The sequence below is a fragment of the Propionicimonas sp. genome (assembly GCF_049840635.1).
Taxonomy (GTDB): domain Bacteria; phylum Actinomycetota; class Actinomycetes; order Propionibacteriales; family Propionibacteriaceae; genus Propionicimonas.
This window is the reverse complement of sequence record NZ_JASGKL010000005.1, coordinates 2,435,122-2,456,988: the sequence shown is the minus strand read 5'-3', so window position 1 is coordinate 2,456,988 and position 21,867 is coordinate 2,435,122. Positions and strand designations below refer to the sequence as shown.

Here is a 21,867-nt window from a genome sequence, read left to right as displayed (position 1 = left end):
GCCTCCTCACCCGGCCGGGACGGCCGCCGCGCGGATCGCGTCCATCGTGCGCAACGCTGCGAGCGTGCGCCGGTGGTCGCGTGATGCGTCCGCGGTGCCGGCGCACAGCGCGGCGAACCGCTCGACCTCGTAGCGCAGGTCGAACGGCTCGACGGCGAGCTCGACCAGTTCGCTGCCCCCGTCCAGCAGGCGCACCTCGAGGTGCCGCGGGGCCGGGAGGTGGTCGATCACCAGCGTCCCCCGTTCTCCCTGCACCTCGCTGGGCACGTCGGACGCGGTGATCTTCGACCAGCTGACGTCCACGACGAGGCCGGGGTAGACCGCCAGCGCCGCGCCCGCGCCGTCCGCGCCCGAGGCGACGGGGACGGTGGCCGCGAGCACCCGCTCGGGCTCGCCGAAGAGGTCCACCAGCGCACCCACGCAGTAGATGCCCAGGTCGTTCAGCGCCCCACCGCCCATCGCAGGGTCGAAGATGTTCACCCGCTCGCCGGCGAGGACCTGGTCGTAGCGCGACGAACGCTGGGCGTACCGCAGCGACACCCTGCGCAGCGTCCCGAGCTCGCCCAGCAGGTCACGGACGCGGGCCGTGCCCGGGTCGTAGGCGGTCCGCATGCCCTCGAGCAGCACCAGCCCCGCCGCGTTCGCAACCGCCGCGAGGCGCTCGAACTCCGCCGCCGTCGAGCGCGGCCGGCTTCTCCACCAGCACGTGGCGGCCGGCTTGCAGAGCGGCCTCAGGCCTGCTCGTGCGTGGGTGGCGTTGGGCGAGGCGACGTAGACCGCGTCCACGTCGCCGGAGGCCAGCAGGGCCTCCAGATCATCACTCCAGGCGGCGACACCGAGTCGGCCGGCGAACGCCTCGGCGCGGCCCGCATCCCGCGAATAGACGGCCGCCACCTCCACCCCGGGGACGCGCGCGACCGCGTCCGCGAACTGGGTGGTAATCCAGCTGGTGCCGATGGTGGCGAACCTCAGCATCCGACTCCCTCCTTCGCCGACGGGACAGGGCTGCCGGGGCTGCGGCCCTCCCCCGACTGGCAGGCGCCTCAGCGGCTGAACAGGGTCCCCTGCACGGTGGTGATGAAGTTCGCGAGCGAGGCCGGGAGGTGGTCGAGGTGCCAGCCCTCGGGGCCGTGGTACCAGTCGAGGTCGGTCGGGTCCGGGGTTTCGTCCTCGTCCGAGTCGGCGATGGCCTGCAGCCAGCGCTCCTTGCCGCCGAGCACGATCGCATAGGGCAGGATCGACGGACACCTGCGCGTAGGTGCCGCCCTTCGGGAGCGTCCCCACCGGCTCGGTGAGCAGGTTGCCCCGCAGGATCTTCCAGGCCCCCGAGTCACTCCGGTGCCCTTGGCCGTGCGCGCGGGCATGTCCTGGGCGAGGAAGACCAGGCCGAGGGCGGTCGCGATCAGCGCGAGCCCAGCGAGGCCGAACCGCGACGTCGCCACGAGGACGATCGTGATCACGAGGGCGGCGGCAAGGACGATCCAGCCGAGCAGCGCATACCGGTTGCGCGTGCTGTCCGGACGCCGGACGAACCAGCCGCGCTCGACGACCTCGTCGTACAGCTCCGACTGCACCTGCCCGATGACCGCGCCGACGCTGCCGGCCAGGTTCGACACCCTGCACCGGATCGCCCTGGACGGGCGCGACAGCGTCCAGCAGCGTCCGCTCGTAGACGAACAGGGTGTCCGTGCCCTCGCGCCGGGTGAACGTCCAGTCCACCGGGGCGTGGGGGGACTCCCTGGGCAGCTCGGTGATCGTGAGGTGGCCGCGGACGGCGAGGTCGACGACGGTCGCGGTGACGTCCACGGGGTCGACGCGCTCGTCGATCAGGGTGCCGACCTCGCCCGGCCGCACGCCGTCGAGGACGCGGAACTCGCTCTCGTCCTTGCCGGTCGGGTGGAACTCCGCGACCAGCGTGGGGGCCACGCCGACGGCGGCGTCCCTTCCGATCCTGCGGTGCAACTGCCACAGGGCGAGGCCGCCGAGGAGCAGCAACCCGAGCGCGGTCGCCGAGCGGCAGGGGCGCCGCGGAGAAGGCCTTGTCGAGCGACCAGAGCTCGCGGACGTCCTGGTTGGCCGCGACGGCGCTGGATGGGAACCGCAGGGTGGCAACGACCACCTGCCCGGCCGTGGCGCCCTCGTGGTGGAACGTCGGGCTCGGGCTGTCGTGGGTGCCGCCCGCGTAGTACGTGCACGCGCCGGGCGCGGACGGGTCGCCCGCAGCGCAGTCGATCAGTGTGAACTGGGCCGGGACGGCGATCTCGGCGTCGAAGGTGGCCACCGGCAGGTCGAGCCCCTGCAGCAGCGGCCAGCTGATCGTCGTGGTGTTGTCGGGGGTGGACAGTGCGGCGCCGTGCACTGTGTAGCCGAGCACGATCGACGATGCGCCGCCGGTGGGCACGTCCACCGTGGTCGTGGTCGCCGCAGTGCTGACCCTGGCGCCGAGGTCCTTGCCGTCGCTGGTCGCGGTGACGTCGCTGAGGGTGTAGCGGTACTCCATCCGGTCCGCGGTGCGGGTGGTGGTGTCGAACACCTGCTGGACGTCGGCGGGAGCCGTGCCGTCGAACGTGATCGTGGCCACCACCGCGAGCGTCCCGTCGGCGTTGACCGTCGCCTTCACCGCATAGGTGCTCACCTGGTCGGCCGCGTGCGCCGACGGCGCGAAACAGGCCAGCAACGCGACAGCTCCGACGATGACCGCCGCCCCTCGCCGCCATCCGTTCAGGGTCACACCCATGGCCCACTCCCCCGTTCACCTGTGCAGGACTGGCAACAGACTAGTGGCGCGCCGCCTCCGCGCCACAGGGTCGATTCCACGCCGTTCAGGAACCTTCCAGTCGCCGCACACCGGGACAGACCCCCGAAAGCGGCACGTTAGGAACCGTCCTCATCGTTCCCCCGGCACGCTGGGGACGGTTCCTAACGTGCCGCGCCGGGGCTGACCCCCTGCCGCTGCGGCGAGTGCAGCGTTTAGGCTGGCGCCGTGACGCAGCAGTGGGGGAACCAGGGCCAGCAGTGGCCCCAGCAGAACTGGAACCGCGGCACCCAGGCGTGGGGCCAGCAGCCCCAGGGGCAGGGGCAGCCCCCGCAGGCCTACGGGCAGGGACAGCCCGTCCAGGCCTATGGGCAGTACCCGGCGGGCCAGCAGTACCCGGCGGGCCAGCAGTACCCGACGGGCCAGCAGTACCCGACGGGCCAGCAGTACCCGGCCGGTCAGCCCACCGGCGGCCGGCGTCCCCCAGGCACCGTTCGGCCAGCCGTCCTACGGCCAGCCGGGGACGTTCGCCCCGCCGAACCGTGCCTACCCGCCCGGCGGTCCGAGGAAGAGTCCCTTCGGCAGCCTGGTCCTCGGCCTCGTGCTGGTGGTGGGCATCGCCTTCTTCGCGTTCGCCCTGCTGCACTACCTCAACGGTGGTGACGAGGACGTGGCCACGCCGGGGACCACTCAGACGACGTCACCGACCACAGCGCCGACGCAGAACGTCCCCGCCCCGGACACCAACCCGCCCGACCTCCCGCAGCCGACCACCTACGACGAGGCAGAGACCTGGCTGACGAACAACGCCGTGTACGACCAGTCCGCGCCCGTCCCCACCGACTGCCGGGTGCCGAGGATCGACATGACGACGGCGTCGGTGACCGAGCTCACCACCCACCTGAACGAGCTGACCGCCTGCCTGTGGCAGGTGTGGTCCGGACCGCTGGAGAACGCCGGCTTCGAACTGCCGCGTCCGCCGGTCACCGTGTACACCGAGCCGATCACCACGGGCTGCGGCAAGCTGGACGATGTCAACGCCGTCTACTGCGCCGCCGACCAGCGCATCTACTACGCCAGGCCGCTGTGGAAGATCTTCCCCGCCGACCAGCAGCAGGACCCGTTCGTCGTCGAGTCGGTCCTCGCCCACGAGTTCGGCCACACGATCCAGGCCAGGACCGGCATCCTGATCTCGTCCATGGCCTTCGAGCAGAAGGTGTCCAGCGCCCAGGCCAAGGTCTACTCCCGCCGCCTGGAGGTGCAGGCCGACTGCTTCTCCGGCATGTTCACTGAAGCCGTCGGGCCATCGTCCGGCCTCACCGCCGCAGACCTGACCAACCTCGGGGACGTGTTCTACAACCTCGGCGACGACGTGCTCAGCGGGCAGGCCGCCATCCAGGGCGACCACGGGCTGGGGAGGTCCCGCAAGGCGTGGTTCCTCACCGGGCAGGCCAACACCCTGATGGGCAAGTGCAACACCTACACCGCGCCCACGAGTTCGGTGCGCTGACCCCGGCGGCACGATAGGAACCGTCCCCATCGTTCCACGCGGTACGAGGGGACGGTTCTTTCGGACCCGGCACGAAGGAACCGTCCCCTCGTGCCGTCCCGGGCAGGACTCAGGCGGGGGCGAGGAGCGCGGTGGCGATGGCGGCGAGGCCCTCGCCGCGGCCGGTCAGGCCGAGGCCGTCCGTGGTGGTGCCCGAGACCGTGACCGGGGCGCCGACGGCCGCGCTGAGGACGGCTTCGGCCTCCGCCCTGCGGGCGGCCAGGCGTGGACGGTTGCCGATCACCTGGACCGCGACGTTCTCGATCCGGTAGCCGGCGGCGCGGACGCGGGCCGCGGTCTCCGTGAGGAACGCGACCCCGCTCGCGCCCGCCCACTCGGGTCGGTCGGTGCCGTAGTTGCTGCCCAGGTCGCCCAGACCCGCGGCGGAGAGCAGCGCGTCGCAGGCCGCGTGGGCGGCGACGTCGCCGTCGGAGTGCCCGGCCAGGCCGGCCGGCTCATCGGGGAAGTGCAGGCCCGCCACCCACAGCGGGACGCCGGGAGCGAACGCGTGCGTGTCCGTCCCGATGCCGGTCCTCACCGGCTCAGCTCCTTCTTCCACTGCCGCCAGAACCGCTTGCCGGAGTGGTGCCCGAGGCTGGCCCGGACGCGCCACAGCGCGCGGGCGATCGTGAGATCGGCCGGCTCGGTGATCTTCATGCCCATCCGCGACCCCGGCACGAGCGTGACCTTGTGGCCGTTCTGCTCGCACGCCGACACGTCGTCGGTGAACTCGATCCCGTCCCTCGCCATCCGGTCGTGGCTGTCCAGCAGCACGTCCAGGTCGAAACCCTGGGGCGTCTGGACGGCGCGCAGCTTGGCGCGGTCGAACGGCTCGTTCTCCGCCTCGTCCCCGTTCGGCACGACCCGCATGCTGTCGGTCACCGGCACCACAGGGGTCACCGCCACCGCGCCGTCGCGGACGGCGTTGATCACGTTCTCGATCACGTAGGCGGGCATCATCGGACGCACGGCGTCGTGGACCAGCACGACCTTCGCCTTCGAGAGCCGCGGGTGCGTGCGGACGACGTCCAGGCCCCGCTGCACCGACTGCTGCCTGGTCTCGCCACCCGGGGTGGTGATGACGGGGATCGGAGAACCGGCCAGCGCAGCCTTGAACGCCCCCGAAACCTTGCCGTTGATCACGACAACGGCGTCGGTGCAGCCGCCGGCCGCGAGGCCCTCCACGGCGACGGCGACGACGGCGCGGCCGAGGATGCGCAGGGTGGGTTTGGGCTTGGTCCCGCCGAACCTCCGGCCCAGACCGGCAGCGACGACGACGGCCACCACGGGTTCAGACACGCAGGGAAGTATAGGCGTCCACCGGCCGCAGGCCGGCATCGGCCCCACCGGGACCGTCAGCGGACGCGGCCCGCCCCCCGCGGCGCCGCGGCGTGGCGGCGCAGCACCTCGTCGGCGAGTTCGGCGTCCAGGACGGCGACGTCGATGACGCCCGTGCGCAGCGCGGCGAGCACTCCCCGCGCCTTGCCCATCCCTCCCGCCAGTCCGACCACGGTCGGCACCGCGCGGAGCGCGTCGAAGTCGATGCCGATCACACGCGTCGAGGTGGGGCCGGCCAGCGGCTTCCCCTCGTCGTCGAAGAACCGGCCGCAGAAATCACCGGCGGGGTTCTCCGCCCTGACCTGGGCGACCTCGTCCGCAGAGAGTCGCATGGCGGCCAGCAGCCGCTCGCTGCTCCCCCCGGGGACGCCGACCGAGCCGATCCCCGCCCAGGCCGTGTCGGCCGTGGCGGCAAGGTCGAGGGCGCCGCGGACGGTCGACTCGCGCAGGATCGCCGCGCAGGTCTCGGGTGACTCCGTGATCGCCGGCGCGTCGATCCGGCGGGCCCGCACGCCGAGCTTCTGGGCGAGCGTGTACAGCGATGTCGTGCCGGAGGGGGCGGTGTCGAGCGCGGACGAGCCGCCCACCAGCGGGAGCAGTTCGAGCTCCGGCGAGGCGGGCTGCGCCTCGATCACCTCGACCAGCCTGCTGATCGTGCTGCCCCAGCTCAGGCCGACCCTGCGCGTCGACCAGAGCCGGTCGGCGAACAGCTGCGCTCCCAGCCGGGCGACCACCTCCGTCGGTCCGAGGTCGCTCGCGCCGGTGCCCACCCAGGCGCTGGACAGACCGAAGGCTTCCTCCAGTCGCGCCTCCAGCCGGGGGACGCGGTCCACGAGCAGCCTCGGGTCGTGGATCACGATCCGGACGACGCCCGCGTCCCTGGCAGCCGCGAGGGTCCGCGAAACGGCCGACTCGGACAGGCCGAGGGCGCGGGCGACATCGCGCTGCGAGCGTCCTTCTTCGTAGTACATCCGGGCCGCGGCGACGAGGGCGTCGAGCGACCGGTTCGACGGCATCTCTCCTCCTCGTCAGGCCAGGAGCAGCACCGGGTCGGCGAGGAACGTCTGCATCAGCTCGAGCGCCCGCGCAGCGTCCGCCCCGTCCGCTGCCCTGTGGTCGACGGTGAGCCCGGCCTCGCACGCGATCTGCACCGCGAGCTCGCCGTCGGCATCCACCGTGGGCCTGCGGCCGACGCGTCCCAGCGACAGCGCCGTGGCCTGGGGCGGGGTGAGCAGCGCGTTGAACCGGTCGACCCCCATGCCGCCGAGGTTCGACACCGTCCCCGTACCGCCCGCGAACAGGTTCGGGTCGATCCGGCCGGCCTTGATGGACTCCGCGAGCTCCCGGATCGTGCGGTCGAGTTCACGCAGCGTGAGCCGATCCGGGTTGCGCACCACCGGCGCCAACAGGCCCTGGGGCGTGTCGACGGCCAGCGAGACGCCGACCTGCTCGTTGCCCTGTACGCCGTCGCCCACCCAGTAGCCGTTCAGCTGCGGGGTCTCCCGCAGGACGAGCGCGTAGGCGCGGACGAGGATCGACGTCCAGCTGACCCCCTTCAGCGAGGTCTCCCTCGCCCGGGCCAGCCGGCCCAGGTCGAGCACCCGGAAGACCGTGAACTGCGGGACGAGGGCGCTGCCGTTCATCACGTTGGCTGTGGCCACGCGCATCCGGCGCACCTTGTCGTCGCCGAGCAGTTCGCCGTTCCGGGTGGCCACCGGCGCGGCGGCGACCGGCGCGCCCGGGGCCACAGGAGCAGGCTTCTGCGCCGGCGCGGGAGCGGCGGCCGGTGTGCGACCACGGTCGGCGATCGCGTCGCGGACGTCCCTCGCCCTGATCGTGCGGGCGGGACCGGACGCCGTGACGGTGGTGAGGTCGAGGCCGGCTTCCGCGGCGATCCGGCGGGCGAGCGGCACGGCCCGCACGGCCTCGCCGGCGCCCGAGCCCGAGCCCGTCGCAACCGGCTCGGCAGGAGCCTCCGCGGAAGCGACCGGTGCAACGGCGTCCGCCGGTGCGGCGTCCGGGGCCGGCGGCGCGGCGAACAGGTCACCCAGCAGGTCCTCGGCCTCGGTCTGCAGGTAGGCGATCGGCTCGCCGACCGGGAGCTGGGCCCCCTCGCCGGCGACGATCTCCTCCAGCACGGCGTCGAAGGTGGCCTCGACCTCCATGTCGACCTTGTCGGTGGTCACGACGACGACGGCGTCACCGTTGGAGATCTTGTCTCCGACGCCGACCAGCCACTCGACGATCGTGCCGAACTCCATGGTCATGGACATCTTCGGCATGTTCAGGGGAACACGGGGCATCGCTGCTCACCACTCCCGCACGAGGGCGGTGGCCTCGCGGACGATGTCGTCGACCTGCGGGACGCTCGCCTTCTCCAGGTTGGGGTTGTACGGGATCGGGGTGTCCAGCCCGCACAGGCGACGCACCGGCGCCTGGAGGGCGCCGAACGCCCGCGACTCGGTGATCGCCGCGGAGACCTCGGCCATGAACCCGCCGAACTTCACCGCCTCCTGCACGAGCAGGACGCGTCCGGTCTTCTCCACCGAGGACAGGATCAGCTCGGTGTCGAGCGGACGGATCGTCCGCGGGTCGATCACCTCCACGCTGATGCCCTCGCCGGCCAGCCGCTCGGCCGCCTCGACGGCCCGCTGCACCTCGACGGACGTGGCGACGATCGTGAGGTCGGTGCCCTCGCGCTCGATCCGGCCCTCGCCCAGCCTCGCCTCGGGGAAGGTCGCCGGCACCTGGAAGCTCTGCTTGTAGAGCAGCTTGTGCTCGAGGATGATCACGGGGTTCGGGTCCTTCAGCGCGGCCAGCAGCAGCGAGCCCGCGTCCGTCGCGTTGGACGGCATGACGACCTTCAGCCCGGGGATATGGGCGAACCACGCCTCGAGCGACTGGCTGTGCTGGGCGGCCGCGCCGGTGCCGGAGCCGCCCGGCGCCCGGATCACCAGGGGGACGGCGGCCTGGGCGCCCACCATGAAGTGGATCTTGGCGGCCTGGTTGACGATCTGGTCCATCGCCTGGCAGGCGAAGTCGGAGAACTGGATCTCCACGATCGGGCGCATGCCGGTGAGGGCCGCGCCGACGCCCATGCCGACGATGCCGAGCTCGGAGATCGTGGTGTCGCGGACCCGCTCGGTGCCGAACCGCTCGTACAGGTCGTTCTCGACGCCGAAGGCGCCACCGTAGATGCCGACGTCCTCGCCCATCAGGAAGACGCGGTCATCGTTCTCCATCGCGATCGCCATCGCCTCGCGGATCGCCTCCGCGTAGGTCATGGTCCGCGGCTCGTTCGAGCGGGTGGCCTGCTCTGCCGCGGTGGCGGGCGTCTGGGTCGGGTACTGCACGTCCTGGACGGTCATGCCCGGGCCTCCTGCTGCTCGAAGTAGTCGTCGGGGGCGTAGACGCCGGCCAGCATCGCCTCCACCGTGGGCTCCTCGCCCCGGGTGCCGAAGATGACCGCGTCCCGGATGTCCTGCCGGACGCCGGCCTGGATCGCCTCGATCTCGTCGGTGGTCAGCACCTCCGCGGCGAGGACCTCGCGGGTGTAGCGCTGGATCGGGTCCTTCTCCCTCCACTCGGCGATCTCCTGCTTGCTGCGGTACAGGTTCTTGTCCGACTTCGAGTGGCCGCGCCAACGGTAGGTGACCGCGTCGACGAAGCTGGGGCCCTGGCCGGCGCGGGCGCGCTCGACCGCGCGTCCGACCGCCTCGGCAACGGCCTCGACGTCATTGCCGTCGACGGTCTCGCCCGGCATGCCGTAGCCCGCGGCCTTGTCGCTGAGCTTCTCGACCTTGTACGCGGCCAGGCTCGGCAGCGACATGCCGTACTGGTTGTTCTCGCACAGGAACACGACCGGCAGGTCCCACATGGACGCCAGCACCATGGCCTCGTGCCAGGCGCCCTCGCCGACCGCGCCGTCGCCGTGGACGCAGACCGTCACGTTCGTGGTGCCCCGCATCTTCTGGGAGAGCCCCGCCCCTGCCGCGATCGGGAGGCCGCCACCCACGATGCCGTTCGCGCCGAGGTTGCCCGTGGCCACGTCGGCGATGTGCATCGATCCGCCGCGGCCCTTGCAGTAGCCGTTCTCGCGACCGAGGAGTTCGGCCATCATCCGGCCGAGGTCCGCGCCCCGGGCGATCGTGTGCCCGTGTCCCCGGTGCGTACAGGTGATCACGTCACCGTCGACGAGGTGGCGGCTCGTCCCCACCGGGACGGCCTCCTGCCCGATCGACAGGTGCATGGTGCCGTGCATCATGCCCCGGCCGTAGAGGTCCTCGACAGCTTCCTCGAAGAGACGTATCCGCCACATGTCCCGCAGGACCTGGGTCGCTTGTGCTTTGTCCGACACCGCAGTCACGGCCGCAAGCCTAGTCAGGAAGCGCAAGTTCTGTCACCTGTGAGGGACTATAACGCATATTCTTGCATCGCTTGGCGCGCACCGCACCCATCCCGACCGGGTGGGTCTCGGTCCTACTCTGCGCCCGCGAGGTTGAGGACGGCGCGGGCCAGGTCCTCGTCGACGACGATCTCGTCCAGCGTGCCGGTGCGCAGCGCACCCACCACGCCGAGGGCCTTCTCCACTCCGGCCGCGAGGCCGACCACGCCGCGGATGGAGGCCAACTGCTCCTCGCTGATCCCGATCACCCGTTGCGAGGTGGGCAGGCCGAGCGGACGCCCGGTGACGTCGTAGAAGCGGCCGCAGATGTCCCCGGCCGGCGCCTGCCGGGAGAGCAGCGCGGCCTCCGACTCGCTCAGGTGCATGGCGGCCACCACCCGGCGGGAGTTGTGGACGCCGAACGAGCCGATCCCGACGAAGGCCAGGTCGACGGCGGCGGCGCGCTCGATGGCCGCGCGGATCCCGGACTCCTTCATCAGCGCGGACCAGGTCTCCGGCGATTCGACCACCGAGGGGGACTCGAACCGGAACGAGAGCGCGCGGAGCTTCTCCGCCAGGACTTCCAGCGACGTGTTGCCCGCGGGGCCCGCGTCCGAGGGGAGGCCGCCGACCAGCGGGCAGATCCGTAGCGCGGCATTGATCGGCTCGACGTCCACGAAGCCGGCGAACCGGTCGATCATCGCGCCCCAGCTGAACCCGAAGGACGTGATCCGGGGGTACCGCTCCTCGAAGATGTGGGCGGCGGCCCGTGCCACCACCTCGATCGGCGACCGGCCCCGTGGGCGCGGGACGACGAAGGCTGTCTTCACCCCGAAGGCTGCGACGAGCCCCTCCTCGAGGTCGGCGACGTGGCCGACCAGGCCCGGGTCGTGGATCCGTACCTCCACCACCCCCTGTTCGCGGGCGGCGGAGAGGATGCGGGAGACGCTGGAGCGGGACAGGCCGAGGGTCTTGGCGATCTCCCCCTGGGAGCGGTCCTCCAGGTAGTACAGGCGCGCAGCCCTGACCAGCACGTCCTGGCTTCGGGGAGCCGGCATCGGACCTCGCATTCCTCTCGGCGGGGACGGACACGCCCCACGAGAAAAGCCTACTTGCACAAAAGTGCGCAGGTGTCCGCATCGAGGACCGCGTCCGGGCCGGCTTCCCGGCCCGGAGGCGGCCGTCGGCTACCCGATGACGTGCGTGCGAAGCAGGGCGTCCTGCAACCGCCGCATCGCGACCAGCGGACGGGTCTCGTCCACCTCCACGTCGTCGTAGGTCAGGGTCTCCCCCGCCTTGAGGTCCCGCTTCAGCGTGCAGCCCGCGACCAGCCCGATCGGGATGGCGTTCATCGCGAACGAGTCGTCGGCGTCCAGCGTCCAGCCGTGGACGTGGTGGCCGCCCATGCCCTCCAGCACGGTGCCCGCGGCGAGGTCGAACTTGGCCTTCGCCGTCACCTCGGAGCGCCAGGTCTTCGTCTGGAAGTCGGCGGAGCGGTTCAGCACGGCCTCGCTGATCGACAGGTGCGCCTCGATCGATGCAAGGTGGTGCGGCCGGTACACCGCGTAGTACGGGCCGGTGCCGAACTTCAGGTAGTCGAGTTCGTGGGTGACCACCGGGTCCTCCGAGCGGACGACCACGAAGATGCCGGGCGCTACGTCGCCCTCGACCGTGTACTCCACGGCGGGGGTGCGGGCCAGGATCCCGCCGTCGGCGGCGGGGAGCAGCTTGGTGGCCAGCTCGTCGACCGAGCAGGACGGGCCGTGCATGCCGGCGACGTCGATCGGGATGCCGGTCGCGTTCGACAGCGCGCACATCTCCAGCTGGGTCTTGGTGCCGTCGGTGAACTCGCACAGCATGCGCGGGTTCATGCCCTTGCGGGCGGCCTCCTCTGCCACGTCCTCGGGCACGTCGGTGGGCCGGTTCGGGTTGTTCTTGCCCTTGCCCGCGGCCACGACGGTGAGACCGAGGTCCTCGGCGTACTCCACGAGCTTGAGGCACTCGACCGGCTCGTCGCCGCGACAGATCGTGTAGACCTGATTCCCGGCGTTGGCCACGCTAGACAGCAGCAGGCCGACGGTCACGTCCGCCTCCACCGTCATCAGCGCGACGTCCTTCTTGCCGACCAGGGACGCGTACGCGATCTGCGCGGCGATCTCGGGGACTCCGGAGACCTCCAGCACGATGTCGACCGGGAGCTTCGGCATCTGGAGGCCGTCGTCGATCACGACGGCACGGCCGGCATCGACGAGTTCCGCGGCCTTCGCCAGGTCTGTCTCCACCGAGATGTCGGTGCGTCCGGCCTTCGTGTACGCGTCCACGCCGCGCTGGGTGGCGACGTCGGCGACGGCGGCCACCTCCATGCCCTTCGCGCGCTCGATCTGGGCGATCAGGCCGCTGCCCATCTGGCCGGCGCCGACCACGCCGACGCGAACGGGGTGGCCGAGTTCGCGCTGGCGTTCGAGGAGCCGCTGGGTGTAACTCATTTCTGTTCTCTCTCTTCTCTTCGGTGCTCAGCCCTGGTGGGGGTTCAGCTCGGGCTGGCCTGCGCGCGGGGGATCCGGATCCGCCCGGTCGCGGAACCGTCCGCGAGGGCGCCGGGGACGGCGGTCGCGCCGGGGAGCATCCCCAGCGCCGCTTCGATCGCGCGTCGCACGTACTTGTCGGTCGTCCGCTCGACCACGTCGTCGAGGGGGCCCAGCAGTTCGGGGGCCGGGCGCAGCGTGCTGAAGATCGTGGCGCCGGTCATCACCCTGGCGTCGACGACCTGCCGGGCGGCCGGGTCGATCAGGAGGATCACGATGGCGCCACGGAGACGGCCCTTGCCGCGTCCGCTGACGAGCTTGAGCGAGCGACCGGCGTTGGCCTTCGCCATTTCGTTGAGGACCGCGAGGTAGCGGCGGTGCTGCCACAGCGACAGCACGATGGACAGCACCATCGCGCCGAGGAGCAGTGCGGGGAAACGCCAGTCCATGTTCAGGCCTCCACGTCCGGGAAATGAATGGGATCGGGCCTCCGCGCCCGGTGGGCCCCACGCGGGGCCCACCGGTTCCGGAGGGGTTTCTCTCAGAGCAGGAACGACGCCGCGTAGGCGATGACCACCGACACCGGGGACGTGATCTGGCGGGAGAACAGCACCGCGGGCACGCCCACGGCTACCGTCTCGGGCTCCGCCTCGCCGAGGGACAGTCCGACGGGGACGAAGTCACAGCCGACCTGGCCGTCGATCGCGAACAGCGTCGGCAGCGCGTACTGCACGGGCAGTCCGCCGGCGGCGATCTGGGTGCCCATGAGCACGCCGATCACCTGGGCGATCGCCGCACCCGGGCCGAGGATCGGCGACAGGAACGGCAGGCCGACGATGATGCCGAGCAGGATCAGGCCGATCGGGCTCGCCGCCAGCGGGGTCACCGCGGACGCGATCCAGTTCGACAGGCCGGTGTAGGTGACGATGCCGATCAGCAGCGACACGTACGCCATGAACGGGATGATCGTGTTCAGGGTCAGCTTCAGCGCCTGTCGGCCGGAGGACAGCAGCGTGTTGATGAAGTAGCCGATCGCGTTGCCGAACTTGATCACGAAGCCCATGAAGCCGGTCGCCTGCGGCGCTGCCGCCACCCGCGGAGGGTTGCCCTCCTCGACGGCCGCTACGGCGGCTGCCGTGGTGGTGGCCTCCGCGCCGATCGGCACGGCACCAGGGTCGGCGAGGCTGACCTCGTTCGGCGTCACCGCCGAGACGAAGATGTCGTCGGTGATGAACTGGGCCAGCGGGCCGCCCGGCTCTCCCGGGTAGATGTCCACGGTCGGGATCCGCTTCTTGGGGTAGACGCCGATCCGCGCCGTCCCGCCACAGTTGATCACCGCGCACAGCACCTGCGAGTCGGGGATGTTGTTGACGAAGCCGTCGACAGCCTCCCCGCCGCTCAGTTCGGCAATCCGGGCCGCCACGGGATGGATCCCGCCGCCGGTCACCGAAAGGACGACCTTCTTCTCGTCCGTGGGCTGGAGGGTGAGGCCGCTGCCCCAGCCGCCACGGCCCTTGACGATCTTGATGGCCTGGTAGCTCACAGCACGCCTCCCTCGGTCTTCGCGCCCTGGATCTGGCCGGACTCGTAGAGCTCGTCGAACCGCTTGAAGGTCTCCTGGTGGCCGCCACGGTTGATCAGGATCCGGGTGATCCACTGGGTGAGGTAGCCGCGGATGATGATCACGATGATGCCGACGACGAAGTAGAGCACCGCCAGCCGCGCGTACTTGTCCGGGGCGATCTGCTGCACGCCGGCCGCGACGCCCGTCCAGACGAACAGCTCACCGGCGTTGGCGTGCGGGAAGAACGCCGTGACCGGGTGCACGAAGGACACGGCCGAGTCGTAGAAGGCCGGCTTGTACTTCTCCGGCAGGAACCGGCCGAAGGTGTAGGCCATCGGGTTGGTCAGGATGATCACCGCGATGATCGGCATGATCGAGTAGCGAGTGATCGCGTACTTGCCCGCCCACTGGACGGCGCGGGTGACCCGCTCCTCCCCGATCCAGGTGGTGATCGCGTACATCGCCGTGAGCAGCACGATCAGCAGTGGCAGGATGCCGGTGATCAGGCCGGTGAGGCTCTCGGCGGACTTGTTGAACAGGCCGATGAAGTGCTCGGCGAACCACGTGATTGCGTCCATCTAGCGGACCCCTCCTGGGCTCGGCGCCCCCACGGGCGCGACGGGACTCGGGCCATGGGCCACGAGCAATGCTGACGGCATTCCGTAACTCCTTTGTTCTGGTTTGCACCAATGTGCACGTCAGTACGTACTTTTGTGCAACATCGGAACTATAGGGTCGCCCCGATCCGGGCCGCAAGGGATCTGCCCAGATTTCGTGTTCGGGCGTGTCGTCACGCCCGGACAGCGGTGAAGGAACCCGCGAAATGGCGGCCAACCCGTCACCCATACCGCTCCGACTAGGGACGACGGCGTCCCCAGGCGTGCCGGTGGATGGCACCGCATGCGCGCGGCATCACGCAGGCTTACGCACATCTGCCCCGGTCGGAGGCCCTTCGCCGCGTCCGGGTATGCGAACGGCCCCGCAGGCTGTCTGCCTGCGGGGCCGTTCCGAGTCTTACTGCGTCAGGACGCGAGCACCTCGTCGAGGAGCACCTCTGCGCGATCCTCGGCCACCTTCTCCGCGAGCGCGAGCTCGGAGACCAGGATCTGCCTGGCCTTGGCCAGCATCCGCTTCTCACCCGCCGACAGGCCTCGCTCCCGCTCCCTGCGCCACAGGTCGCGAACGACCTCCGCGACCTTCAGGACATTGCCGGAGTGCAGCTTCTCGAGGTTCGCCTTGTAGCGGCGTGACCAGTTGGTCGGCTCCTCGGCATGGGGCGCACGAAGGACGGTGAAAACCCGCTCGAGACCATCGGCGTCGACGACATCCCGCACCCCGACCAGGTCGAGATTGCAGGCCGGCACCCGAACGACCAGGTCGTTCTGGCCGACGATGCGCAACACCAGGTAGAGCTTGTCCTCGCCTTTGATCGTTCGTGTTTCCAGGGCTTCGATGACTGCCGCGCCATGATTGGGGTAGACCACAGTTTCACCGATTGTGAACGTCATATCAGCTTTGACCACCTTTCCCGACTGCCAAGTCTAGCACAATGCACCCACAGGACGTACCGTCTCACCTAGCCAGAGGCCGTTTGGGGGGTTGACAGCATGCGTGATCTGTGCCGTTGCAGGCCCTCCTCCACCCCGTGGGGGCCGCGCGGTCGGCAGCGCACCTTGCCAGCGGCGAATAGCAGTGTGTTCGCTGGTTTCGGCCCGGGCCGGGTGACCTCCGGCTAGCGTGGGCGTCCTGACCCGGGAAGGCTGACGACGATGCCCCGAAGGTTCGGAAGACGGGCGGCCCTCGCTGCCCTCGGCGCCGGAGTTCTGGCCGCCTACCTCGTGGTGGCCGCGAGCGTCCCCCGCGCCGTCGTGGCGAGCGGAACCACTTCGCGGGACTTCGAGGCCAGCCAGGACGTCCCCGCTCCCGAGTCCGGCCGCTGCCTGACCGTGACGGTCCGGGGCACCCTCCAGGCCGACTGGTCGGAGGCGATCCTGCTCCCCGGGCTCGGCGGACTCGCTCCCCACCGCTACCGCCTCGCTGACCCCCGGGTCGCCGAGCCGTCGACCCGGGTGGACGTCACCAACTCCTGCAGTGGGGATCGCGTGTCCGTCCGGGTGACTCGGCTGGAGCTCACCCCGTCCTTCGAGACCGAGGGTTGCCCGGACGGCGGGGTCCGAATCCGGCTCGACGGCTCCGGGGTGCACTCGGAGTGCGGCACGGTCACCATGACGCCGGCGATCGAACGCACCACCTACGAGGACGCGGACCGCGTCACGAGCTCCAACTCCACCACGGTGCTCGATGCTCCCGGCATCAGCACCAGCGTCGAGGGCACCGCCGGCCGCCTCTGCGTCCGTCCCGTGGTTCACCTGGAGGTGCGGGCGGCTGCCGACTCGGACGAGGCGCTCGAGGTTACCCTCCCCGACCAGTGCGTGGGCTACCCGCAGTGACGTGAGCGCGGGCCCGCCCCCATCAGTCCGGACCCCCGCCACCGCCGCCGAGAGCCACCCTCCGCGCTCGAGAGCCACTGCTCACGTCGAGGGCCCGCGTCCAGACCATGGCCCTCGACCGGAACCGTGGCCCTCAACGATGGACGGTGGCCCTCGGTGACGACGGGCGGCCCTCAGTGACGACGGTGCCCTGACGCCACGACGGGCCCGCCGGATCACTCCGGCGGGCCCGCGACGAGGACGGCGTCACGCGATGGCGACGACCTCCTTCTTCGGCCAGACCGTCTTGGCCGCGACCACCGCGGCGGCGGCGACCACCACCCCGGCGATCAGGCTGACCAGGAAGCCGAAGATGGCTGCCGGCAGCGGCTCGAAGGCGAACAGGACGAAGATGCCGCCGTGCGGGGCCCGCAGGCCGACGCCGAGGGCCATGCTCAGCGCGCCGGTCACCGCACCGCCCAGCATCATCGACGGGATCACCCGCAGCGGGTCGGCCGCGGCGAACGGGATCGCGCCCTCGGAGATGAAGGACGCACCCAGCAGCCAGGCCGCCGTCCCGTTCTCCCGCTCCACCTCGGTGAACAGCTTCTTCCGCACGGTCGTGGCCAGGGCCATCGCCAGCGGCGGGACCATGCCCGCGGCCATCACGGCGGCCATCACGTGGAAGTTCGCAGCGGTCGCCGCGGACAGGCCCGCGGTGGCGAACAGGTAGGCCGCCTTGTTGACGGGGCCGCCGAGGTCGAAGCACATCATCAGGCCGAGCACGATGCCGAGCACGACCGCAGAGCCGCCGGACATCCCGGTCAGGCCGTCCTGCATGGCCTTGGTGAGGTTGGACAGCGGGGTTCCGAGGAAGAGGTACATCACGCCGCCGACGACCAGGGTGGTGATGAGCGGGATGATCACGACCGGCATCAGGCCGGCCAGCCAGCGCGGCACCTTGAACCCGGAGATCCACAGCGCGATCACGCCGGCGAGCAGGCCGGTGACCAGGCCACCGAGGAAGCCGGCACCGATGGCGACGGACACGGCACCACCGACGAAGCCCGGGGCGATGCCGGGACGGCCGGCCAGCGCGTAGGCGATGTAGCCGCTCAGCGCGGGGATCAGGAAGCCGAACGCCGCGCCCCCGATCGTGAACAGCATCGCGCCGAGGTAGAGGAGCCACCCGGCCGGCATGCTCGCCAGCGAGTTGTGGGCCAGGACGAGCGCGGCCATAGAGGACGCCTTGCCACAGGTCTCGGCATCCACCCAGGTGATCGCGGAGCAGTCCTTCGGTGCCAGCGCGATGTCGTAGCCGCCGAACAGGAAGCCCAGGGCGATCAGCAGGCCGCCGGCGGCGACGAACGGGATCATGTAGGACACGCCGGTCATCAGGGCCTGCTGGATCCGCTTGCCGACGCTGAGCTGGGACGCGCCCGCCGCAGACGCCGCAGCGCCCGTGCCTCCGGCGGCGGCAGCCACCTTCGGTGCGTTCGGGTTGTCGGCGGCGGCCAGCGCCTCGGCCACCATCTTCCCGGGCTCGTTGATCGCGCGCTTCACACCGGACTCGATCACCGGCAGGCCGGCGAACCGCTCCTTGTCGCGGACGGGGACGTCGGTGGCGAAGATCGCCGCGTCCGCCCTGGCGATCAGGGCCGGGTCGAGCCATTCGACCTTGCCGGACCCCTGCGGCTCGACGTGCGATCTCCACGCCGGCGGCGCTGCCCGCCTGCTCCAGGCCGTCGGCGGCCATGAAGGTGTGGGCGATGCCGGTCGGGCAGGCCGTGACCGCCACGATCAGCTTCCTCGGCCCGTCGCTCGCCGCAGCGGTGGTCGCAGCCGTGGTCGCCGCGGCGGCGGCCGGAGCGGCGGCCTCGGCCGGGGCGTCGGCGCCGGTGGCCTGGTTGACCAGGGCCACGATCTCCTCAGGGGTGGACGCGCTGCGCAGGCCGTCCAGGAACTCCTGGCGCATCAGCGAGCGGGCGAGCATCGCCAGCAGCGTCAGGTGCGCGTCGTCGGAGCCCTCCGAGGCCGCGATCATGAAGCAGATGTCGGCGGGGCCGTCGGCCGCACCGAAGTCGACCTTGGGGCTGAGCCGGGCGAACGCGAGGGTGTTGGTGTTCACGGCCGCGGACCGGCAGTGCGGGATGGCGATCCCGCCGCCGAGCCCGGTGACGGCCTTCTCCTCACGAGCGAGGGCGTCGGCGGCCAGGCCGGCCTCCTCCGCGCGTCCGGACTTCGCCACGAGCGCGGCGAGGTTGGTGATGACGGTGGTCTTGTCGGCGCCGAGGTCTGCGTCCAGCAGGACGAGGTCGGGCGTGATGAGCGGTTCGGACAACGGTGTACCTCTTCTGTGCGGTGCGGACGGGGTCAGTGGACGGATCGGACGATGGCTGATGCGGTGTCGAGCTGGTCGGGCTGCGGGAGGGCCGTGCCGGCCAGCGACGCGGCGGCCGAGCCGTAGGCGACGGCGAGTCGGAGCCGGTCGGGCGCGGCGAGCTCCCTGGTGTGGGCGAGGACGTAGCCGGCGACCGAGGAGTCGCCCGCTCCCACCGTGCTGCGGACGGTGACCGGCGGCGGGGACGCGTGCCACGCGCCCTCGGGCGTGACGAGGACGGCGCCCGCTCCCCCGAGCGTGGCCATCACGGCGCCGACGCCGCGCTCGACGAGCGAGCGGGCGGCCTCGACGCACGGGCCGGGGTCGCCGGCCGCGGCGGACCGCTCGAGGCTGTCGGCGTCCGCCCCGGTGAGCTGGGCGAGCTCCTCGGAGTTGGGCTTGAGCAGGTCGGGGGCGGCCTCGGGGAACTGGGCGGCCAGGGCGAGCAGCGGGGCGTCCGAGGTGTCGACGGCGATCCGGCAGCCCCACGGACGCAGCGCGCGGACCAGGTCGGCGTACCAGCCGGCGGGCACGCCCGGCGGCAGCGAGCCCGACAGCACGACCCAGTCGGCGCGCTCGGACTCGAGCACGAGCAGGTGGGCGAGCCGCTCGATGACGTCCGCGGCAAGGCTGGGGCCGGGCTCGTTGATCTTGGTGGTCGTGCCGTCCGGCTCGGTGAGGGTGAGGTTCGTGCGTACCGACTCGGCCAGGGGCACGCTGCGGTACGGCACCCGCAGCGCGTCCAGCCCGCGCAGGATCTGGTCGTCGGACGCGGCCGGGAGGATCGCGCGGACCGGGTGGCCGGCGTAGTGGACCACCCGCGCGACGTTGATGCCCTTGCCGCCGGGTTCGACGGTGACCGAGCTGACCCGGTGCACGTCGCCGCGGGTGAGCGGGCGGTCGAGAGTGGCGGTGCGGTCGAGGGACGGGTTGGCGGTCAGGGTGACGATCATGCGATCACGACCTCGATTCCCGCGCCGACGAGTTCGGCGCGATCGTGGGCGGAGACGCCGGCGTCCGTGATCAGGACGTCGACGGCGGCGAGGGGGGCGAAGGTGACCAGGAGTTCGACGCCGATCTTGGAGCTGTCGGCCAGCACGATCACGCGGCGGGCGGCGGCGACCATGGCCTCCTTGACGGCGGCCTCGTCGGGGTCGGGGGTGGAGAAGCCGTGGCCGACAGAGACGCCGTTGGTGCCGACGAACGCCACGTCGCAGCGCAGCCGGCCGAGCGCGGCGACGGCCTCGCCGCCCACCGTTGCCTGGGTGATGCCGCGGACGCGTCCGCCGAGCAGGTGGACCTGGGTGCTGCCGCTGCCGACCGCGAGTTGCGCGGCGACGGGGACGGAGTTCGTGATCACCGTGCCGAGGCTCCCGGGCGGGACTGCCGCGGCGAGCCGGCCGATCGTGGTGCCGGCATCGAGGATCGCCGTGGAGCCGGCGGGAGGCAGGTAGGCCAGGGCCGCCTCGGCGATCCTGCTCTTCTGCGCGACGAAGGCAGGTTCACGCTCGGTGAGCGCCGTCTCGACGAGGGCGACGTTCTCGGCCACCACCGCACCGCCGTGGACCCGGCGGAGGATGCCGCGCTTGTCGAGGACGTCGAGGTCGCGACGGATGGTCTCCGTGGTGACGTCGAACCGCGAGGCGAGATCGGCCACGGACACCCGGTCGTGCCGGAGTGCGAGGTTCACGATCGTGCGGTGCCGCTCCTCTGCGTACATTCCCAACCCTTCCCACCAACATCCCTGTTGCTATGGATTGTTTTATCTGGTTTTGGTTGGGGTTGTCAAGAGATGGTGGGAGACTGATCTGTCTTCACGTGGGAATCCGCCGGTGACGTCCTCGTCCCCCCGATCCAGACCTACCCACCTACGCGGAAGAGCCCCACCCGTTCCCGGGTGGGGCTCCGCGGTCAGTTCCGCAGCCGGCGCGTCCTACTCGCCGTAGGTGTCCTCGTCGGAGAACAGGCCGGACACGCTCTCGCCGCAGTTGATCCGGCGGACGGCCTCGGCGAACAGCGGCGCGACCGAGACAGTCGTCAGCCGCTCCAGGCCCTGGGGCCCGGGCACCGTGTTGGTCGAGACGATCTCGACGATGTCGGGGACGGCGTTCAGCCGCTCGACGGCCTTGCCGGAGAACAGGCCATGGGTGGTCGCGACCGAGATCGAGTTCACGTGGTAGCGGCGGACCGTCTCGATCAGCTCGACGACCGACCCCGCGGTGGCGATCTCGTCGTCGAGGATGATCACGTCCTTGCCGCCGACCTTGCCGACGATCGCGTCGATGACCACCTTGTCGTCGGCCTGGCGACGCTTCGAGCCGGCGGCCATGCCCACGCCCAGCATCCGGGCGAACTGGTTGGCCTCCTTCGCGTTGCCGAAGTCGGGGGAGACGACCACGGTGTTGCGCAGATCACGCGAGCGGAAGTGGCGGGCCAGCACGGGCAGCGCGGTGAGGTGGTCGACCGGCATCGAGAAGAAGCCGTGCACCTGCTGGGCGTGCAGCGCCATGGTCAGGACACGGTTCGCGCCCGAGGTCGCGATCAGGTCGGCGACGAGGCGCCCGCCGATGCTGATCCGCGGGGCGTCCTTCTTGTCCGAGCGCGCGTACGCGTAGTGCGGCATGACCACCGTCACGCTGGCCGCCGACGCGCCGCGGGCCGCGTCCACCATCATCAGCAGCTCCATCAGGTTCTCCTGCGTGGGCGGCACCAGCGGCTGCACGATGTACACGTCGCGCTGACGGCAATTGGCGCGCAACTGGACCTGCAGGCAGTCGTTGGAGAAGCGGGAGAGCCGGGTCGCGGACAGCTCGACCCCGAGGATGTCACACATCTCCTCGGCGAACTCGCGGTGGGCGTGGCCAGAGAAGACGGTGATATCGGTCACGGTGCCCAACCATAACGGCCGCGCCCAACCGCTTCCGACCCCACCCCCGCCTGCGA

Annotated in this window: 19 protein-coding genes and 2 pseudogenes; 2 read left to right on the top strand and 19 right to left on the bottom strand. The window is 71.1% G+C overall.

Features of this window, described 5'->3' with window-relative positions; all coding sequences use genetic code 11:
• Positions 1-6 precede the first annotated feature (6 nt).
• From QM779_RS16955 to QM779_RS16945, 3 genes and pseudogenes are all read right to left on the bottom strand, one after another.
• Positions 7-975 carry a Gfo/Idh/MocA family protein gene (locus QM779_RS16955; RefSeq protein WP_428537719.1) on the bottom strand — a complete coding sequence of 323 codons (969 nt, stop codon included), beginning with the start codon at positions 973-975 and terminating at the stop codon, positions 7-9.
• 68 nt (positions 976-1,043) lie between these two features.
• Positions 1,044-1,616, bottom strand: coding sequence for a hypothetical protein (locus QM779_RS16950; RefSeq protein WP_428538522.1), 573 nt, complete (start codon positions 1,614-1,616; stop codon positions 1,044-1,046).
• Positions 1,617-2,236: 620 nt separating this feature from the next.
• Positions 2,237-2,737, bottom strand: a pseudogene (locus tag QM779_RS16945) (DUF2207 domain-containing protein); the annotation flags it as partial.
• Between the two features lie 385 nt (positions 2,738-3,122).
• Here QM779_RS16945 and QM779_RS16940 point away from each other — a divergent pair.
• Complete coding sequence (locus QM779_RS16940; protein ID WP_428537716.1) at positions 3,123-4,265, top strand: neutral zinc metallopeptidase; 1,143 nt, start codon at positions 3,123-3,125, stop codon at positions 4,263-4,265.
• Positions 4,266-4,374: 109 nt separating this feature from the next.
• Here the strand turns inward: QM779_RS16940 and ispF are convergent, their stop codons facing one another.
• From ispF to QM779_RS16880, 12 genes are all read right to left on the bottom strand, one after another.
• Complete coding sequence (gene ispF, locus QM779_RS16935; RefSeq protein WP_428537713.1) at positions 4,375-4,842, bottom strand: 2-C-methyl-D-erythritol 2,4-cyclodiphosphate synthase; 468 nt, start codon at positions 4,840-4,842, stop codon at positions 4,375-4,377.
• A complete protein-coding gene (gene ispD, locus QM779_RS16930; protein WP_428537710.1) occupies positions 4,839-5,603 on the bottom strand; it encodes a 2-C-methyl-D-erythritol 4-phosphate cytidylyltransferase in 765 nt (254 codons plus the stop codon). Before ispD ends, ispF begins: the two co-directional genes overlap by 4 nt.
• A gap of 56 nt (positions 5,604-5,659) precedes the next feature.
• Positions 5,660-6,658, bottom strand: a complete 999-nt coding sequence (locus QM779_RS16925; protein WP_428537707.1) for a sugar-binding transcriptional regulator — start codon at positions 6,656-6,658, stop codon at positions 5,660-5,662.
• A gap of 12 nt (positions 6,659-6,670) precedes the next feature.
• The gene (locus QM779_RS16920; protein WP_428538489.1) at positions 6,671-7,924 is read right to left on the bottom strand and encodes a 2-oxo acid dehydrogenase subunit E2; all 1,254 of its coding nucleotides are present in this window, start codon (positions 7,922-7,924) and stop codon (positions 6,671-6,673) included.
• Positions 7,925-7,951: 27 nt separating this feature from the next.
• Positions 7,952-9,010, bottom strand: a complete 1,059-nt coding sequence (locus QM779_RS16915; RefSeq protein ID WP_428537704.1) for an alpha-ketoacid dehydrogenase subunit beta — start codon at positions 9,008-9,010, stop codon at positions 7,952-7,954.
• Positions 9,007-10,008, bottom strand: coding sequence for a thiamine pyrophosphate-dependent dehydrogenase E1 component subunit alpha (locus tag QM779_RS16910; RefSeq protein WP_428537701.1), 1,002 nt, complete (start codon positions 10,006-10,008; stop codon positions 9,007-9,009). Before QM779_RS16910 ends, QM779_RS16915 begins: the two co-directional genes overlap by 4 nt.
• Before the next feature lie 113 nt (positions 10,009-10,121).
• Positions 10,122-11,084 (bottom strand): sugar-binding transcriptional regulator, encoded by a 963-nt coding sequence (locus tag QM779_RS16905; RefSeq protein WP_428537698.1) that lies wholly within the window; start codon positions 11,082-11,084, stop codon positions 10,122-10,124.
• 129 nt (positions 11,085-11,213) lie between these two features.
• On the bottom strand, positions 11,214-12,512 hold the full coding sequence (locus QM779_RS16900) for an NAD(P)H-dependent oxidoreductase (protein ID WP_428537695.1): 1,299 nt from the start codon (positions 12,510-12,512) through the stop codon (positions 11,214-11,216).
• A gap of 44 nt (positions 12,513-12,556) precedes the next feature.
• Complete coding sequence (locus QM779_RS16895) at positions 12,557-13,000, bottom strand: transcriptional regulator GutM (protein ID WP_428537692.1); 444 nt, start codon at positions 12,998-13,000, stop codon at positions 12,557-12,559.
• A gap of 92 nt (positions 13,001-13,092) precedes the next feature.
• A complete protein-coding gene (gene srlE, locus QM779_RS16890) occupies positions 13,093-14,094 on the bottom strand; it encodes a PTS glucitol/sorbitol transporter subunit IIB (RefSeq protein ID WP_428537689.1) in 1,002 nt (333 codons plus the stop codon).
• The gene (gene srlA, locus QM779_RS16885) at positions 14,091-14,693 is read right to left on the bottom strand and encodes a PTS glucitol/sorbitol transporter subunit IIC (protein ID WP_415154548.1); all 603 of its coding nucleotides are present in this window, start codon (positions 14,691-14,693) and stop codon (positions 14,091-14,093) included. The genes srlE and srlA overlap by 4 nt, the downstream gene beginning before the upstream one ends.
• 444 nt (positions 14,694-15,137) lie before the next feature.
• Positions 15,138-15,623, bottom strand: a complete 486-nt coding sequence (locus QM779_RS16880) for a CarD family transcriptional regulator (protein WP_377104596.1) — start codon at positions 15,621-15,623, stop codon at positions 15,138-15,140.
• Positions 15,624-15,884: 261 nt separating this feature from the next.
• Between QM779_RS16880 and QM779_RS16875 the strand changes: the two genes are divergently transcribed.
• Positions 15,885-16,565, top strand: coding sequence for a hypothetical protein (locus QM779_RS16875; RefSeq protein WP_428537685.1), 681 nt, complete (start codon positions 15,885-15,887; stop codon positions 16,563-16,565).
• 246 nt (positions 16,566-16,811) lie between these two features.
• Here the strand turns inward: QM779_RS16875 and QM779_RS16870 are convergent.
• The 4 genes and pseudogenes from QM779_RS16870 to QM779_RS16855 form a co-directional block, all read right to left on the bottom strand.
• Positions 16,812-18,885: pseudogene (locus QM779_RS16870) on the bottom strand (PTS fructose transporter subunit IIABC).
• 32 nt (positions 18,886-18,917) lie between these two features.
• Positions 18,918-19,877 (bottom strand): 1-phosphofructokinase, encoded by a 960-nt coding sequence (gene pfkB, locus QM779_RS16865; RefSeq protein ID WP_428537682.1) that lies wholly within the window; start codon positions 19,875-19,877, stop codon positions 18,918-18,920.
• Complete coding sequence (locus QM779_RS16860; RefSeq protein ID WP_428537679.1) at positions 19,874-20,644, bottom strand: DeoR/GlpR family DNA-binding transcription regulator; 771 nt, start codon at positions 20,642-20,644, stop codon at positions 19,874-19,876. The genes pfkB and QM779_RS16860 overlap by 4 nt, the downstream gene beginning before the upstream one ends.
• A gap of 213 nt (positions 20,645-20,857) precedes the next feature.
• A complete protein-coding gene (locus tag QM779_RS16855; protein ID WP_428537676.1) occupies positions 20,858-21,811 on the bottom strand; it encodes a ribose-phosphate diphosphokinase in 954 nt (317 codons plus the stop codon).
• Positions 21,812-21,867 lie beyond the last annotated feature (56 nt).

Excerpts from the sequence above, each read along its gene's own strand:
- QM779_RS16955 (WP_428537719.1), bottom strand. The coding sequence starts at position 975 with ATGCTGAGGTTCGCCACCATCGGCACCAGCTGGATTACCACCCAGTTC.
- QM779_RS16940 (WP_428537716.1), top strand. The coding sequence starts at position 3,123 with ATGGGCAGTACCCGGCGGGCCAGCAGTACCCGGCGGGCCAGCAGTACC.
- QM779_RS16925 (WP_428537707.1), bottom strand. The coding sequence starts at position 6,658 with ATGCCGTCGAACCGGTCGCTCGACGCCCTCGTCGCCGCGGCCCGGATG.
- QM779_RS16920 (WP_428538489.1), bottom strand. The coding sequence starts at position 7,924 with ATGCCGAAGATGTCCATGACCATGGAGTTCGGCACGATCGTCGAGTGG.
- QM779_RS16915 (WP_428537704.1), bottom strand. The coding sequence starts at position 9,010 with ATGACCGTCCAGGACGTGCAGTACCCGACCCAGACGCCCGCCACCGCG.
- QM779_RS16905 (WP_428537698.1), bottom strand. The coding sequence starts at position 11,084 with ATGCCGGCTCCCCGAAGCCAGGACGTGCTGGTCAGGGCTGCGCGCCTG.
- QM779_RS16900 (WP_428537695.1), bottom strand. The coding sequence starts at position 12,512 with ATGAGTTACACCCAGCGGCTCCTCGAACGCCAGCGCGAACTCGGCCAC.
- QM779_RS16895 (WP_428537692.1), bottom strand. The coding sequence starts at position 13,000 with ATGGACTGGCGTTTCCCCGCACTGCTCCTCGGCGCGATGGTGCTGTCC.
- srlA (WP_415154548.1), bottom strand. The coding sequence starts at position 14,693 with ATGGACGCAATCACGTGGTTCGCCGAGCACTTCATCGGCCTGTTCAAC.
- QM779_RS16880 (WP_377104596.1), bottom strand. The coding sequence starts at position 15,623 with ATGACGTTCACAATCGGTGAAACTGTGGTCTACCCCAATCATGGCGCG.
- QM779_RS16875 (WP_428537685.1), top strand. The coding sequence starts at position 15,885 with ATGCCCCGAAGGTTCGGAAGACGGGCGGCCCTCGCTGCCCTCGGCGCC.
- pfkB (WP_428537682.1), bottom strand. The coding sequence starts at position 19,877 with ATGATCGTCACCCTGACCGCCAACCCGTCCCTCGACCGCACCGCCACT.
- QM779_RS16860 (WP_428537679.1), bottom strand. The coding sequence starts at position 20,644 with ATGTACGCAGAGGAGCGGCACCGCACGATCGTGAACCTCGCACTCCGG.